The following is a 15,752-nucleotide window of genomic DNA, read 5'->3' on the forward strand; positions in this document are numbered from 1 at the left end:
CCAGCGCCGATGGTACTGCACTCGTTAGGGTGTGGGAGAGTAGGACACCGCCGACAATCAAACAAAAGGGGAGTGGCGGGAAACAGGACACACTGTTTCCCCGCCACTCCCTATTTTCGTATCCCAACACCCCGCGGCTGTGCCTGGTCTGGGGCGAAGTGCTGGGCTGTCCGGACGACGGTGGGGCCGCCCGGGCGGGAGCGGGTTTACAGTGTCGGCGTGGATGATGAGCGCGCGGAGCGGGCCGGACTGAAACCCCGCAGCAGTGAGGTCACCGACGGTCTTGAGCGGGCCGCGGCGCGGGGGATGCTCCGCGCGGTCGGGATGCAGGACGCCGACTTCGCGAAGCCGCAGATCGGGGTGGCTTCGTCCTGGAACGAGATCACGCCGTGCAACCTGTCGTTGCAGCGGTTGGCGCAGGCCAGCAAGGAAGGCGTGCACGCGGCCGGCGGCTTCCCGATGGAGTTCGGGACCATCTCGGTCTCCGACGGGATCTCGATGGGTCACGTCGGCATGCATTACTCGCTCGTATCACGCGAGATCATCGCCGACTCGGTGGAGACGGTGATGGAAGCCGAGCGGCTCGACGGATCGGTGCTGCTGGCCGGCTGCGACAAGAGCCTGCCGGGGATGCTGATGGCCGCTGCGCGGCTCGACCTCGCGTCGGTGTTCGTCTACGCCGGGTCGATCCTGCCGGGCAAGGTCGGCGACCGGGAGGTCACGATCATCGACGCATTCGAGGCGGTCGGTGCGTGTGCGCGGGGGCTGATCAGCGAGGCCGAGGTGGATCGCATCGAGCGGGCGATCTGTCCCGGTGAAGGTGCCTGCGGTGGCATGTACACCGCGAACACCATGGCTTGCGCCGCCGAGGCGCTGGGGATGTCGATGCCGGGCTCGGCCAGTCCGCCGTCGGTGGACCGGCGACGGGATGCCGGGGCTCGGGAGGCCGGTCGTGCTGTGGTCGGGATGCTGGAGCGCGGGTTGACCGCTCGGCAGATCATGACCAAGGAGGCGTTCGAGAACGCGATCGCGGTCGTGATGGCGTTCGGCGGTTCGACCAACGCCGTCCTGCACCTGCTGGCGATCGCCCGGGAAGCCGAGGTCGAGCTGTCGCTCGACGACTTCAACCGGGTCGGCGACCGGGTTCCGCACCTGGCGGACGTGAAACCGTTCGGCCGGCACGTGATGACCGCGGTGGACCGGATCGGCGGTGTGCCGGTGGTGATGAAGGCGCTTCTCGACGCCGGTCTGCTGCACGGCGACTGCATGACCGTGACCGGGCGGACGGTGGCGGAGAACCTCGCCGAGCTGGATCCGCCGGAGCTGGACGGGGAGGTCCTGCACAAGCTGTCGGATCCGCTGCACCCGACCGGCGGGCTGACGATCCTGCGGGGTTCGCTGGCTCCGGAAGGTGCCGTGGTGAAGAGCGCGGGCTTCGACTCGGCCACCTTCGACGGCACCGCGCGGGTTTTCGACGGTGAGCAGGGCGCGATGGACGCGGTCGAGAACGGGTCGCTGCAAGCCGGCGACGTCGTGGTGATCCGCTACGAGGGGCCTCGCGGCGGTCCGGGGATGCGGGAGATGCTGGCGGTGACCGGGGCGATCAAGGGCGCCGGGCTCGGCAAGGACGTCCTGCTGCTGACCGATGGGCGCTTCTCCGGCGGAACCACCGGACTGTGCATCGGGCACGTCGCGCCGGAGGCCACCGACGGCGGCCCGATCGCGTTCGTCCGCGACGGCGACCGGATCCGGCTCGACCTCGCCCGCCGCACCCTGGACCTGGTGGTCGACGACGACGAACTCGCCCGGCGCAAGGAGAACTGGACACCGCCCGAGCCGAAGTTCCGGCGCGGTGTGCTGGGCAAGTACGCGCAGCTGGTGCGGTCCGCCGCGGTGGGCGCGGTCTGCTACTGACGCGCGGCCCGCTACCGGGCCGCATCTGCTTCGGACGCGCCGTCCGCTACCAGGCCGCGTCTGCTACTGACGCGCGGTCCGCTACCGGGCTGGGTCTGCTACGGACGCGCGGTCTGCCAGGGACGTGCGGTCTGCTGCTGAGGGCCGCGTCCGCTACTGGCGAGGGAGCCGGCCGCCGGGGAACTGCTGCATCGGCCCCGGCTGCTGAGGGGCCTGGCCCTGGGCCTGCTGGACGAGCCGGTCGGCCTCGGCGCGGGAGATCTCGGTGGTCGTGCCGCACCAGGTGCAGGTGAGCGCGTGCTTGACGTAGATCGGGAACAGCGGGACGAAGAACAGCGTGAACTTCGTGACGGCCTTGTTCAGCGTCGTGGCGTAGACGCCGTTGCAGCACCGGCAGAGCAGCAGCAGGTTCGCCACCCGCCGCACCGTCCGCCGGGAACCGAAGATGATCACGTCGAGTCTCCCTGATCTGCTGACCGGACCCCGGAGGACGGTACGCGAGCCGGAGCCGTGCCACGGCGCTTTCACCGAAACCGCCGTGCCGCGGCGGTTCGGTGAACAGGGATCCGCGGCCGGGCGCTGGTGGGAGTGGGCGCCCGGCCGCGGAAGCTCAGTCCCAGTCCAGCGCCGCGCCGGACTGGTATTCGATCACCCTGGTCTCGAAGAAGTTCTTCTCCTTCTTCAGGTCCATCGCCTCCGACATCCACGGGAACGGGTTGTCGGTCTCCGGGAACACCGGTTCCAGGCCGAGCTGGCCGCAGCGGCGGTTGGTGATGAAGTGCATGTACTGCTCGCACAGGTCGGCGTTGAGGCCGAGGATGCCGCGGGGCATGGTGTCGCGGCCGTAGGCGACTTCCAGCTCGCAGGCTTCGGCGAGCATCTGCCGCACCTCCGCCTGGAACTCCGGCGTCCACAGGTGCGGGTTCTCCCGCTTGATCTGGTTGATGCAGTCGATGCCGAAGTTCAGGTGGATCGACTCGTCGCGCAGGATGTACTGGTACTGCTCGGCGATGCCGACCATCTTGTTCCGCCTGCCCAGCGACAGGATCTGGGCGAAACCGGTGTAGAACCACATCCCTTCGAAGATCACGTAGAACGCGACCAGGTCGCGCAGGAACGCCTGGTCGGCCTCCGCGGTGCCGGTCGCGAAGTCCGGATTCTCCAGGTTCTGGGTGTAGCGCAGGGCCCAGGCGTCCTTGTCCGCGATCGACGGGATCTCCCGGTACATGTTGAACAGCTCGCCCTCGTCGAGGCCGAGGCTTTCGCAGATGTACTGGAAGGTGTGGGTGTGCACGGCCTCCTCGAACGCCTGGCGCAGCAGGTACTGCCGGCACTCGGGGTTGGTGATGTGCCGGTAGACCGCGAGCACGATGTTGTTGGCCACCAGCGACTCCGCGGTGGCGAAGAACCCGAGGTTGCGCTTGAGCATCAGGCGCTCGTCGTCGGTGAGGCCGTCGCGGGACTTCCACAGCGCGATGTCGGCCTGCATCGAGACCTCGGTCGGCATCCAGTGGTTGTTGCAGCCCGCGAGGTACTTGTCCCAGGCCCAGCCGTACTTCAGCGGCAGCAGCTGGTTGACGTCCGCCCGCGAGTTGATCATCGCCTTCTCGGTGACGTCGACCCGGCCCCCGGCGCGGTCGATCTCGCCCAGACCGGTGGCTGCGGTCATCGGGTCAGCACTCATCAGGAAAATCCCCCTGAACGTTTCGATGGAGCAGTATTACTGGCCGGCTCCTGGATTACTGGCAGGCTTCGCACTCGTCGGGGTTGTCGACCGAGCAGGCCGCGGCTTCGGTGGGCACGGCGTTGAGCTTGCCGTCGGTGCCGCGCAGGGTGCTCTTCTCCACGTGCGTCGCGCTGGTGGAGCGCAGGTAGTACGTGGTTTTGAGGCCCTTGCGCCAGGCCGCCCGGTAGAGGGCGTCCAGCTTGCGGCCGCTGGGCGCGGCGACGTAGAGGTTCAGCGACTGGGCCTGGTCGATCCACTTCTGCCTGCGGGCCGCCGCCTCGATCAGCCACCGCGGTTCGATCTCGAAGGCGGTGGCGTAGAGCTCCTTGAGCCGTGCCGGGATCCGTTCGATCGGCGCGAGGCTGCCGTCGTGGAACTTCAGGTCCGAGATCATCGCCTCGTCCCAAAGGCCGGCTTCCTTGAGATCGGCGACCAGATGCGGGTTGACGGCGGTGAAGTCGCCGGACATGTTCGACTTCACGTACAGGTTCCGGTACAGCGGCTCGATGGACTGGCCGACACCGCAGATGTTGGCGATGGTCGCCGTCGGCGCGATGGCCATGACGTTCGAGTTGCGCATGCCCTTGCGCGCGCGTTCGCGCACGGCGTCCCAGTCCAGGGTGGTGCCGAAGTCCAGCTCCACATCGCCGTTCCTGGTCTCCGCGAGCATCCGGAGCGAGTCGATCGGCAGCACTCCCCGGCTCCACAGCGACCCGTCGAAGCTCTCGTAGCTGCCGCGCTCGGCCGCCAGCTCGGCGGACGCGGAGATCGCGTAGTAGCTGATCTCCTCCATGCTGCGGTCGGCGAAGTCCACCGCTTCCTGCGACGACATCGGGATCCGCTGCGCGAAAAGGGCGTCGGCGCAGCCCATGAGACCGAGTCCGACCGGGCGGTGCCGGAGGTTGGACCGGCGCGCTTCGGGGACCGTGTAGAAGTTGATGTCGATGACGTTGTCCAGCATCCGGACCGCGGTGCGGGTGGTCCGCTCCAGCCGCTGGTGGTCGATGCCGTCGGCGGTGACGTGCTGGGCGAGGTTGATCGACCCGAGGTTGCACACCGCGACCTCGTCGACGCTGGTGTTGAGCGTGATCTCGGTGCACAGGTTGGACGAGTGCACGACCCCGGCGTGCTGCTGCGGGGAGCGCACGTTGCACGGGTCCTTGAACGTGATCCACGGGTGGCCGGTCTCGAACAGCATGGTCAGCATGCGTCGCCACAGGTCGACCGCGCGGACCTGCTTGTGGATCCGGATCTCGCCGCGCTCGGCCGCGGCTTCGTAGGCGCGGTACCGCTCGGCGAACGCCGCGCCGTAGAGATCGTGCAGGTCAGGGGTCTCGTCGGGGGAGAACAGCGTCCACATCTCGTCTGCTTCCACCCGGCGCATGAACTCGTCCGGAACCCAGTTCGCGGTGTTCATGTCGTGGGTGCGGCGGCGGTCGTCGCCGGTGTTCTTGCGCAGGTCGAGGAACTCCTCGATGTCGACGTGCCAGGTCTCCAGGTAGGCGCACACCGCGCCCTTGCGCTTGCCGCCCTGGTTGACCGCGACCGCGGTGTCGTTGGCGATCTTCAGGAACGGCACCACGCCCTGCGACTGCCCGTTGGTGCCCTTGATGTGCGCGCCGATGCCGCGCACCGGGGTCCAGTCGTTGCCGAGGCCGCCCGCGTACTTCGACAGCAGCGCGTTGTTGCTGATCGAGTGGAAGATGCCGTGCAGGTCGTCGTCCACCGTGGTCAGGAAGCAGGAGGACAGCTGCGGGCGGGTGGTTCCCGCGTTGAACAGCGTCGGCGTCGAGCACATGAAGTCGAACGACGACAGCAGCCGGTAGAACTCGATGGCCCTGGCCTCGCGGTCGTCCTCGCGCAGCGCCAGACCCATGGCCACCCGCATGAAGAACGCCTGCGGCAGTTCGTAGCGGGTGCCGTCGTCATGCAGCAGGTAGCGGTCGTAGAGCGTCTGCAGACCGAGGAAGTCGAAGGCCAGGTCGCGCTCGGGGAGCAGCGCGGCGCCGAGCCGGGCGAGGTCGAAGGCGGCGAGTTCGGGGTCGAGCTGCTGGAGCCGGACGCCGTGGGCGACGTAGTCCTGGAAGTAGCTCGCGTACCGGGTGCGCATCTGCTGCTGGTCGGCGTCCTGCGGCGCGCCCTCGAGGTGGCTCAGGGCTTCGCGGCGGAGGCGGTCCAGCAGCAGCCGGGCGGTGACCCGGGAGTAGTTCGGCTCCGCCTCGACCTTGGTGCGCGCGGCCATGATCTGGGCCAGTTCCAGCTCGTCCGCGGTGATGCCGTCGTAGCTGGTCCGGCGGATCTCGTCGAGCACAGCGTCGGCCGACACTCCCGACAAGCCCTCGCACGCCTGCTGGACCACGGCGGCGACCCGGTCCCAGTCGGGTGTGTTGTGCGGCGCGGGTGCGGTGAGCGTTTCGGTCACTGCGCTGTCTCCTCACTGGCTCGAACGGTCTCGGCCGGGGCGCAGGAGGGCACGCGGGATCACGACGACGGCACGGGTCGCCTGCGGTCCGCGCGGGCTCACCCTCGAAGCCCCGGACGGCGCGCACGGTCGTGCGCGCACCGATGGCAGGTTTTCGGACTCACGGGCCACCTACTGGTCGTGGCTTCCCAGGCGCTCGCGCCCAGTGCCGTACCGGTCCAGCCGGTCACGACGGTCGTTCCCGTTCACCGCTGCGGGGCAGTCCCGGATTCGCACCGGGTTCCCTGTTGCCTCACCTCGTAGTGATCCATCGGCGGGGCACACACTACATGTTGGGTTCGGCGGCTGCGAAGCGGTCTAGATATCGGCGTGTCGGTGCGCTGGAATAGACATCGGGGAGGGGCGGGCCCACCGTGGTCCCCGACGGAAGGGGCTGGTGATGGTAGCTGGTGCGGGACGACCGGAGCCCGACGAGCGGTGGCTGCGGTCGCTGCTGGGCCGGCTGACCACGGCGCAGAAGGCGCGGCTGCTCACCGGCGCCGACTTCTGGACGCTGCACCCGGTGCCCGAGATCGGCCTGCGGTCGCTGGTCCTGTCGGACGGGCCGAACGGGGTCCGGGGTCCGGCGTGGGACGAGCGGGACACGTCGTTGCTCGTGCCCGTCGCATCGGCAGTGGCGGCGACCTTCGACGTCTCCGTCGCGCGGACGGTCGGTGAGATCTTCGGGGACGAAGCCCGCCGCCGTGGGGTGCACGTGGTGCTCGCGCCGACGGTGAACCTGCACAGAAGTCCTTTCGGCGGGCGGCATTTCGAGAACTTCTCGGAAGACCCGCTGCTGGTCGGCGAGATGGGGGCAGCGGTCGTCGCCGGGATCCAGTCGCGCGGGGTGGCGGCCACGCCGAAGCACTTCGTGGCCAACGACAGCGAAACCGAGCGGCTGACCTACGACGCGGTCGTCGATGAGCGGACGCTGCGGGCGGTGTACCTGGAGCCGTTCCGGCGCATCGTGGACGAAGCGTCTCCGTGGGCGATCATGACCGCCTACAACTCGGTCAACGGGCGCACGATGACGGAGAACTCCGCTCTGGTGAACGGGATTCTCAAGGGCGAGTGGTCGTGGGACGGGGTCAACATCTCGGACTGGTTCGCCACCCGGGACTGCGACGGCGCCGCGCTGGGCGGGCTGGACCTCGCCATGCCGGGACCGGAAAGCCCGTGGAGCGGCGGGAAGCTCGCCGAAGCGGTCGACAGCGGCCGGGTAGGCGAGGACGTGCTCGACGACAAGGTGTTGCGGCTGCTGCGGTTGGCCGTCCGCACCGGCGCCTTCGAAGAGGAGTCCGAAGTGGACTCCGACGGCCCGCCGGAGTCCGCGCGTCCGGTGATCCGCCGGATCGCCACGCGGGGTTTCGTGCTGCTGCGCAACGTCCGGGTCGGGGACGCGCCGCTGCTTCCGCTCGGCGGGAAGCCGGGGAAGGTGGCCGTGATCGGGGAGAACGCTGCTCTGCCCGCGGTGCAGGGCGGGGGCTCTTCGCACGTCTGCCCGCCGCACGTGGTCACGCCATTGGCGGGAATCCGCCGCGCCTTCGGCGAGTCGAACGTGGTCTACCGCCGTGGCGTCCGGCATCGGCGGCTGCTCGACCCGATTCCGCCGGAACTCCTCAGCGATCCCGCCGGGTTGCGGGTCGAGTTCCTCGACACCTCCGGCTCGGTGATCGACTCCGAGGTGCGCGGCACGGAAACCCTGCTGTGGATGGGGGGATCCGGTCTTCCGGAAGGCACCGCGGGATTCCGCCTGCGCGGGAACCTCAAGGTGTCGCCGGGGGAGCACGCCTTCGGTGTGCACGGCACTGGGAAGTTCCGCGTCGAAGTGGCCGGGCGCTCGGTGTTCGAGGGTGACGTGACCGCTGCCGCCGCGGGTGACGATCCGCTCGGCGACCTGCTGCAACCGCCGGAAAAACGGGTGCACGTCGTGCTCGTCGACAGCGACATCCGCCCGGACGGGACGGTTCCCGTCACCGTCGAGTTCACCCCGCGCGAGCTGGACTCGATCGTCGGGCTCGGCATCGGGCACGATCCCGACGGGTGGGACGACCGGGCGGAGCTGGAGGCCGCGCTCGAAGCCGCGCGCGAGGCGGACGTCGCGGTCGTCGTGGTCGGGACGAACGACGAGGCCGAGACCGAGGGCCGCGACCGCACGACGCTGGATCTGCCCGGGGCGCAGGACGAACTGGTCCGCGCGGTGCTGGAAGCCAACCCGCGCACGGTGGTCGTGGTCAACGCGGGGTCACCGGTTCTCATGCCGTGGGCGCAGGACGCGTCGGCTCTGCTGTGGACGTGGTTCGGCGGCCAGGAGTACGGCGACGCGCTCGCCGACGTGCTCACCGGAGCGGCCGAGCCCGGCGGCCGGCTGCCGACCACCTTCCCCGCCGAGCTCGCCGATGTGCCCGTGCCGCTACCGAGAGTGCAGCCCATGGACGGGAAACTGCACTACACCGAGGGAACGCTGGTCGGTTACCGGGCGTACGCGGCGCGGGACACCCGGCCCGGGTTCTACTTCGGACACGGGCTCGGCTACACGACCTGGGAGTACGTCGACGCCGTCGAGGACGGGGGAGCGCTGCGCGTGACCGTCCGCAACACCGGGGACCGCGCCGGGCGCGAGGTCGTGCAGGTCTACGTCGCGACCGAAGGGCGCCCGCCGTGGCTGGCGGGATTCGCGGTGGTGGAGGCGGAAGCCGGGCAGGAGGCGGAGGCGGTCGTCGGGGTCCGGCTCCCGGAGGGGGAGTGCAGGCTGCTGGCGGGCAGGTCCACCGGTGACATCCGGCTAACGGTCGTCGTCAACCATTAGGCTGTCGGCTTCAACCAATAGAATGATGACCGGTCGAGTGCGCGCCAGCGATCCGAAGGGGAGTCCGACACCGTGGTCTCGCAGTTCGGTCCGTATCGAGTGGAAGGGCTGATCGCCCGCGGCGGGATGGGCGAGGTGCTGCGCGCCTACGACACCCGCCACGACCGGATCGTCGCGCTGAAGGTGCTCGGGGACCGCACGGCGTCCGACCCCGAGTTCCGCGAGCGGTTCAAGCGGGAGGCCCACGCGGCGGCCCGGCTCAGCGAACCGCACGTCATCCCGATCCACTCCTACGGCGAGATCGACGGCAGGCTCTACCTGGACATGCGCCTCATCGAGGGCCAGGACGTGAGCAGGCTGCTCGCCGAGCGCGGCCCGATGCCGCCCGCCGAGGCCGCCGACGTGATCCACCAGGTCGCGCAGGCGCTCGACGCCGCGCACGAGGAAGGCATGGTGCACCGGGACGTCAAACCGTCCAACATCATCATCGGCCGCGGCGGATTCGCCTACCTCGTCGACTTCGGCATCGCCCACTGGGCCAGGACCAACACCAACCTGACCACCACCGGCATCGCGATCGGCACCCTCGACTACATGGCGCCGGAGCGGTTCGGGACCGGGCAGATCGACCACCGCGCCGACGTGTACTCGCTGGCGTGCGTGTTCTTCCAGTGCCTGACCGGAGCCAAGCCGTTCGGCGGGAACACCGCGGAAGCGCTGATGTTCTCGCACATCAACAAGGAGCCGCCGCGCCCGAGCGAGCACAACCCGGCGCTGCCGCCGGTCTTCGACCGGCTGGTGGAGATCGGCATGGCCAAGGACCCCAACCAGCGCTTCGCCAGCGCGGGGGAGTTCGCGCGGGCGGTCCGGCAGGCGGTGACCGCGCCGGTGTCGGTGCAGATGCCCGCGACGATGCAGGCACCCCCGGTGGTGCCGACCCGGCACGAGCCCGCACGTCCGAAGAGCCGCGTCCGGTGGTGGCACGTCGGCATCGGGGTGGCGGCGGTCGCGGCCGTCGCGGGCGGTGCGGCGTTCGCGATGTACCCGCCGCCGACGACGACCGGGACGCCGAACGCTCAGCCGACGAACCAGCCGAAGCAGCCGCGGCTGCCCGGCGACCTCGGGCTTTCGGTGCCGATCAGCAAACCCGCCTGCGACGGCGGGTACATCGTGATGGTCGGTTCGGCGGTGACGCCCGGCAGCTACACGCAGCAGGTGCAGCAGCACCTCGAAAAGCACCCCGGGACCAGCTACCAGCATTCGCCGTCGACCGGCTGCGAATCGCTGCGCACGCACCTCAACGGCGCGGAGATCTACTCGGTCTACTACGGCCCCTACGGCGGCAAGGCGGAGGCGTGCGCGAAGCGGGCTTCGGTGGCCGGTGACTCGTTCGTGCGCAGGCTCGACCACGTGAGCCCGGCGGACAACGTGGTCGGCTGCGACTGAGCCCGCTCGCGCCGAAAAACGGTTGCCCGCCGCACCATAATCGGGCAAATGGGGTTTCTTGAAGCGTCGTCGCTGTCCTACCGGCTCGGCGACGGCCGCGAGCTGTTCGACGGGGTGTCGTTCCGCGTCAGCGCGGGCAACGTCGTCGCGGTCGTCGGGGACAACGGCGCGGGCAAGACCACGCTGATGCGGATCCTGGCGGGGGAGCTCAAACCCGGCTCCGGCGCGGTGAACGTGCAGGGCGGGCTCGGGGTGATGCCGCAGTTCATCGGATCGGTCCGGGACGGCCGGACGGTGCGCGATCTGCTGCTGACGGTCGCGTCGCCCGCATTGCGCGCCGCGGCGGCGGAACTCGACGACGTCGAGCTGGTGCTGATGGACACCGACGACGAGAAGACCCAGCTGCGCTACGCCGAAGCGCTCACCGCATGGGGCGAGGCCGGTGGTTACGAAGCAGAAGTCCTGTGGGACGCGGTGACCACGCAGTCGCTGGGGCTGGGCTACGACCGGGCGAAGTTCCGCGGGGTGAACACCCTGTCCGGCGGCGAGCAGAAGCGGCTCGTGCTGGAGGCGCTGCTGCGCAGCAGCGACCAGGTGCTGCTGCTCGACGAGCCGGACAACTACCTGGACGTCCCGGGCAAGCGCTGGCTGGAGGAGCGGCTGGCGGAGTCGGGCAAGGCGGTGCTGGTGGTCAGCCACGACCGCGAACTGCTGGCGACCGCGGCGACCCACATCGTCACCCTCGAAGGCCGGACCGCGTGGGTACACGGCGGTGGTTTCGGCACCTGGCACCAGGCGCGCGCCGCCCGCAGGGAACGGATGGCGGAGCTGCGACGGCGCTGGGACGACAAGCACGAGCAGCTCAAGGAACTGGTGCGCTCGTTGCAGCGCGCCGCGACCATAAGCGACGAGATGGCGTCCCGGTACCGAGCGGCCCAGACCAGATTGCGCAAATTCGAGGAAGAAGGCGCGCCGCCGCTGCCGCCGAAGGAGCAACGGCTGCGGCCCCGGCTTCGCGGCGGGCGCACCGGACTGCGGGCGATCACCTGCGAAGAGCTCGAACTGAGCGGTCTCATGCGGCCGTTCGACCTGGAGGTGTTCTTCGGCGACCGGGTGTGCGTGCTGGGGTCCAACGGGTCCGGCAAGAGCCACTTCCTGCGACTGCTGCTGGACCGGGAGTCGGTCGCGCACAGCGGGCAGTGCAGGCTCGGGGCGCGGATCGTGCCGGGGCTGTTCGCCCAGACCCACCACCATCCGGAGTGGATCGGGCGCACGCTGGTGGACATCCTCGGCCGTGGTGAGGGGGACCGGCCCGGCAGGGGCCGGGAGGACGCGATCCCGGCGCTGAGCCGGTACGGCCTGGCCGCGTCCGGTGACCAGAGCTTCGAGACGCTCTCGGGCGGGCAGCAGGCGCGCTTCCAGGTGCTGCTGCTCGAACTGTCCGGGGCGACGCTGCTGCTGCTCGACGAGCCGACCGACAACCTGGACCTGGCCTCGGCGGAGGCGTTGCAGGAGGCGCTGGCCGAGTTCACCGGAACCGTCGTGGCGGTCACGCACGACCGCTGGTTCGCCAGGTCCTTCGACCGCTACCTGGTGTTCCGCGCCGACGGTGTGGTGGCCGAAGTGGACGAACCGGTGTGGGACGAGAGCCGGGTGCGGCGCGCCAGGTGAAACGCGGCGCGCCGCCCGGTCGGTGGACCGGGCGGCGCGCTGGATTGCGGATTCCCGTGCTGGACAGCGGATTCCGCGCTGCAACAGGATTCCGCGCTGGATCGCGGGATCCGGGAGCGGATCACGGGACCCGGGACCGGATCACGGGATCCGGGTTACTTCGGAGCGACGTACGTCTGCAGGTCGTCGAGCACGAGGTTCGCGCCGATCGGGCCGAGCCCGAGGAACCAGCGGTCGTCGGGCACGGCGATCGCCTTGCCGTTGCGCACCACGTTGAGGTTGCGCCACTGGTCGGAGGCGGTCAGCTCCATGAGCCGCTGCTGCGCGGCGTCACCGTAGGCGCTGTAGAACAGCAGGTCGGCTTCGACCTGCGACACCTGCTCACGGCTGATCTTGGTGAAGGTGCCCTTCTCGCCGAGCTGGTTGTCCGGGCGGTTGAACCCGGCGTCGGCGAGCACGGTGCCGATGAACGATCCCCTGTTGTAGAGCCGGATCTCGTTGCCACCGCTGATGAACCGCATGGTGCCGACCTTGACCGCACCCGGATTGCCCACCTGCTTGCCGATGTCGGCGGCGCGCTTCTGGTAGTCGGCCAGGATCCGCTCGGCGTCTGCCTTGCGGCCCAGTGCGTCGGCGTCGAGCAGGAAGTTCTCCTTCCAGGTCACCCCGGCGGTCTCGGCGAAGACGGTGGGGGCGATCTTGCTCAACGCGTCGTACTTGTCGTCGTCGCGGACCTTGCTGGACAGGATCAGGTCCGGCTTGAGCGCGGCGATCTTCTCCAGGTTCGCGTTGCCGATGGTGCCGACGATCTCCGGGTTGCCGGCCTTGTCGGCGAGGTACGGCTGGAGGGGGATGTTGACGTCCGGCTGGACCGTGCCGACCGGCTTGATGCCGAGCGCGAGCACGGCGTCGAGTTCTCCGGTGTCGAGCACGACGACGCGCTGCGGCGCGCCGCTGACAGTGGTCTGGCCCTTCGCATGGGTGATGACGCGCTCGCCCTGCTGCGGCGCCGCGTTCGGCTCGGGGCTCGAAGTACCGCACGCTGCGGTCGCGGCCAGTGCGAGGGTGGCGGCCACCGTGGCGAGGATTCTTCGGGGGCGGGACATGGCACTCCCTGTTTGTCCGTCGGCTAGGGTTTGGGGAGCCTAACCTAAGGATCAAGGAGTGGCCAGGGCAAGGTGTCGATCGCCGCAGGTCGTGGCACTGGGTGTGCGCCTGGTTACCCGTTTGCCCGTGTGGTCAACCGTTCTTGCGAGCGAGCCCGACCAGGAACATCCGCTGCGGGACGACGAGCGGCGCGGTCCGGGGACCGTCCGGCCACCAGTCCGGGGCCAGCGTCAGCCCGGGCTCGACCAGTTCGACACCCGCGAACAGTGACGCGATTTCCTCGCGGCTGCGGAAGTAGCCGCCACCCATCCCGCTGTCCAGCATGATCTTGCCCACCCGCTTGGCGATTTCGTCGTACTCGCCGCCCGGGTTGTGGAAGTGGCTGATCGCCACGTACGAGCCCGGAGCCAGCGCGTCGACGTAGGTGCGCATGATCGCGCGCAACCGGTCGATGTCGGCGAAGTGGTGCAGGATGCCGATCTGGTAGAGCGCGATCGGTTCGGAGAGGTCCAGGATGCGGCCCAGCACCGACTCGGACAGCAACTCACCGGGGTCGGTGAGATCGCCGCGGACGAAGTGCGTCTGCTCGTTCTCCTCCAGCAGGGCACGGCTGTGCGCCTCGACGACGGGGTCGTTGTCGACGTAGACCACGGTGGAGTCCGGAGCGATCCGCTGCGCGATCTCGTGGGTGTTCTCCGCCGTCGGGAGACCCGAGCCGAGGTCGACGAACTGCCGGATGCCCGCGTTCTCGGCGAGGAACCGGGTGACCCGGATCAGCCACTCCCGGTTGTCCCTCACCGCGACACCCGCGTCCGGGGCGACCTCCAGGATCGCGCGCATCACCTGGCGGTCGACCTCGAAGTTGTCCTTGCCGCCGAGACCGGCGTCGTAGATCCGGGCGATGTTCGGTCTCGACGTGTCGACTTCCGCGGGGACGGCGGGCCGTGCTCCTTGTTCGTCGAGCGACATGCGGGCTCACTCATTCCGACGCGGGCAGCTGTCGAGCCCACGATAATCGATCACTTTCGGCCCGCCTCCTCCCTGCGCAGCGCTCATACCCGCTTGGGGTATGAAGTGTCGTCCATCTCATCCGGACGGCCGAACCAGTGGTCGGCCGCGAGTGGGTCCCACCCGCGAAGGCGTGGGGGTTCACGGCAGCCGTGCGCCTCGCGGAGCCGACGGCTGACCGCGTCCGCCGCAGGACGTGCTCGCCGAAACCCGTGCCGACAACTGGCCAAGCGTGCCTGCGCGCCGGGCCTCGATGAGGCCGGAAGCAGTCAGCACGCCGCAGCACAGCCGTGCTGCCAGCTCCATCGTCATCAGCACCGGTCCGAGGCGGCCCTCCCGCCGGAACTGGACTCGCTTCTGCGGTTTCATGGGTTCATATATACCCCCGTACCGTATATAACGTCGTGGCTACTTCTCAGTTACTCCACCTGTTGTCGCATTCCGGAGTCGGCGGAAAGCCGAATGGCATCGAGTAATCGGTGTAGCCGCACGCCTGCGGCGAAGTCCGGTGCCGTCTGGGTTCCGCTGTCGATGCCTTCGGCGATCTCGGCGTACAACCGCGCGACGTTGCGCGGGGCTGCTGCCGTGAGCGATGTGGGCAGTCCGTTCGGAACGTCGAGATCGCGCCACTGACCGGGCTCCCGCCTTTCGCGCAGCCGGAGTTCGCTGACCTGGAGCTGGGTGTCCTCCAGGCTTTCGTCGCCGGGGGAGGTCAGCGCGAGGTCGCCTCTCGTGCCGCGGACCTCGATCCGCGTTTCTGGTTGCGCTGTCGCGCCGTCGTGGACGACGGCCGACATCACCGCACTGCTCGTCGTCGTCGCGTTGAGCACGAGATGGTCCGGGCTGGTCGCCTCGATCGGCTCGCCGGTCTCGGCGACGACGTGGTGCGGGTGTTGCACGGAGAGCGTGGCCGAGAGTTCGCCGATGCCGCCGGTGAGCTGTTCCAGCAGGTCCAGCGTGTGACCCCCGGAGACCTCCAGCAGGCCGGCTCCGTTGGCGACGTCGTAGGTGTAGGCGCTCCACCCGGGAATCCGCTCAGCGGCTCCTTTGCTGCGCGAGACATAGGCGTTCACCGAGGTGACCCGGCCGAGGTGGCCCTCGGCTATCAGTTCGCGGGCGCGCGCGAACGCTGGAGACTGCCGCGCCTGCAATCCAACGACGTTGTGCACCCCGGCGGCTTCCGCTGCCCTGGCGAGCTCTTCGGCTTCGGTGGTGGTGAGCGCCAATGGCCATTCGCAGTACACGTGCTTGCCCGCGTCCAGCGCGGCCCGCACCAGTTCGGCGTGGCCCGGCACTTTCACCGTGATGCTGACCAGATCCACGTCCGGATGTTCGGCGAGCCTGCGCGGATCGGTGAAGGCGTGGGCAGCGCCGTACTGCTCGGCGGCCCTGGCCGCACTCTCGGCGCGCGTGGTGCCGACCGCGGTGATCGTGAACCGCGGCAGGGCCCGCAGCGCTGGTACGTGCGCGCGCTGCGCCCAGCCGCGCTCGGGACTCGCACCGATGATTCCCACCTTGATCTGACCGACAGCCATGACGCACCTCCTGGATTTGAAAACGGACTTGACTGGTCCGTTTTACCTCGGCCTAACCGGACTCGTCAAGTCCAT

The 15,752-nt window shown here is 69.2% G+C and carries 11 protein-coding genes and 1 riboswitch; of the genes, 4 read left to right on the top strand and 7 right to left on the bottom strand.

From position 1 onward, the window contains the following. Positions 1 to 219 precede the first annotated feature (219 nt). Positions 220 to 1,914, top strand: a complete 1,695-nt coding sequence (ilvD, locus tag ABD691_RS32560; RefSeq protein ID WP_344686209.1) for a dihydroxy-acid dehydratase — start codon at positions 220 to 222, stop codon at positions 1,912 to 1,914. Positions 1,915 to 2,067: 153 nt separating this feature from the next. Here the strand turns inward: ilvD and ABD691_RS32565 are convergent, their stop codons facing one another. From ABD691_RS32565 to ABD691_RS32575, 3 genes are all read right to left on the bottom strand, one after another. Next, on the bottom strand, positions 2,068 to 2,367 hold the full coding sequence (locus ABD691_RS32565) for a zinc ribbon domain-containing protein (protein WP_344686210.1): 300 nt from the start codon (positions 2,365 to 2,367) through the stop codon (positions 2,068 to 2,070). 157 nt (positions 2,368 to 2,524) lie between these two features. Next, positions 2,525 to 3,598, bottom strand: coding sequence for a ribonucleotide-diphosphate reductase subunit beta (locus ABD691_RS32570; protein WP_344686211.1), 1,074 nt, complete (start codon positions 3,596 to 3,598; stop codon positions 2,525 to 2,527). A 55-nt stretch (positions 3,599 to 3,653) separates the two neighbouring features. Next, complete coding sequence (locus ABD691_RS32575) at positions 3,654 to 6,062, bottom strand: ribonucleoside-diphosphate reductase subunit alpha (RefSeq protein ID WP_344686212.1); 2,409 nt, start codon at positions 6,060 to 6,062, stop codon at positions 3,654 to 3,656. 128 nt (positions 6,063 to 6,190) lie between these two features. Further along, a riboswitch (cobalamin riboswitch) is annotated at positions 6,191 to 6,389 on the bottom strand. Between the two features lie 112 nt (positions 6,390 to 6,501). Between ABD691_RS32575 and ABD691_RS32580 the strand changes: the two genes are divergently transcribed. From ABD691_RS32580 to ABD691_RS32590, 3 genes are all read left to right on the top strand, one after another. Next, positions 6,502 to 8,910, top strand: a complete 2,409-nt coding sequence (locus tag ABD691_RS32580; RefSeq protein WP_344686213.1) for a glycoside hydrolase family 3 protein — start codon at positions 6,502 to 6,504, stop codon at positions 8,908 to 8,910. A 72-nt stretch (positions 8,911 to 8,982) separates the two neighbouring features. Then, on the top strand, positions 8,983 to 10,356 hold the full coding sequence (locus tag ABD691_RS32585; RefSeq protein WP_344686214.1) for a serine/threonine-protein kinase: 1,374 nt from the start codon (positions 8,983 to 8,985) through the stop codon (positions 10,354 to 10,356). A 48-nt stretch (positions 10,357 to 10,404) separates the two neighbouring features. Further along, on the top strand, positions 10,405 to 12,027 hold the full coding sequence (locus ABD691_RS32590; RefSeq protein WP_344686215.1) for an ABC-F family ATP-binding cassette domain-containing protein: 1,623 nt from the start codon (positions 10,405 to 10,407) through the stop codon (positions 12,025 to 12,027). A 155-nt stretch (positions 12,028 to 12,182) separates the two neighbouring features. Here ABD691_RS32590 and ABD691_RS32595 read toward each other — a convergent pair whose 3' ends face one another. From ABD691_RS32595 to ABD691_RS32610, 4 genes are all read right to left on the bottom strand, one after another. After that, positions 12,183 to 13,133: an ABC transporter substrate-binding protein gene (locus ABD691_RS32595; protein WP_344686216.1), complete on the bottom strand. Its 951-nt coding sequence runs from the start codon at positions 13,131 to 13,133 to the stop codon at positions 12,183 to 12,185. A gap of 133 nt (positions 13,134 to 13,266) precedes the next feature. Next, on the bottom strand, positions 13,267 to 14,103 hold the full coding sequence (locus ABD691_RS32600) for an SAM-dependent methyltransferase (protein ID WP_344686217.1): 837 nt from the start codon (positions 14,101 to 14,103) through the stop codon (positions 13,267 to 13,269). Positions 14,104 to 14,283: 180 nt separating this feature from the next. Beyond that, positions 14,284 to 14,511 carry a hypothetical protein gene (locus ABD691_RS32605; protein WP_344686218.1) on the bottom strand — a complete coding sequence of 76 codons (228 nt, stop codon included), beginning with the start codon at positions 14,509 to 14,511 and terminating at the stop codon, positions 14,284 to 14,286. A gap of 50 nt (positions 14,512 to 14,561) precedes the next feature. Further along, positions 14,562 to 15,677 carry a Gfo/Idh/MocA family protein gene (locus tag ABD691_RS32610; RefSeq protein WP_344686219.1) on the bottom strand — a complete coding sequence of 372 codons (1,116 nt, stop codon included), beginning with the start codon at positions 15,675 to 15,677 and terminating at the stop codon, positions 14,562 to 14,564. Positions 15,678 to 15,752: the final 75 nt, after the last annotated feature.

The organism is Saccharopolyspora taberi (assembly GCF_039534165.1).
GTDB classification, from domain to species: domain Bacteria; phylum Actinomycetota; class Actinomycetes; order Mycobacteriales; family Pseudonocardiaceae; genus Saccharopolyspora_D; species Saccharopolyspora_D taberi.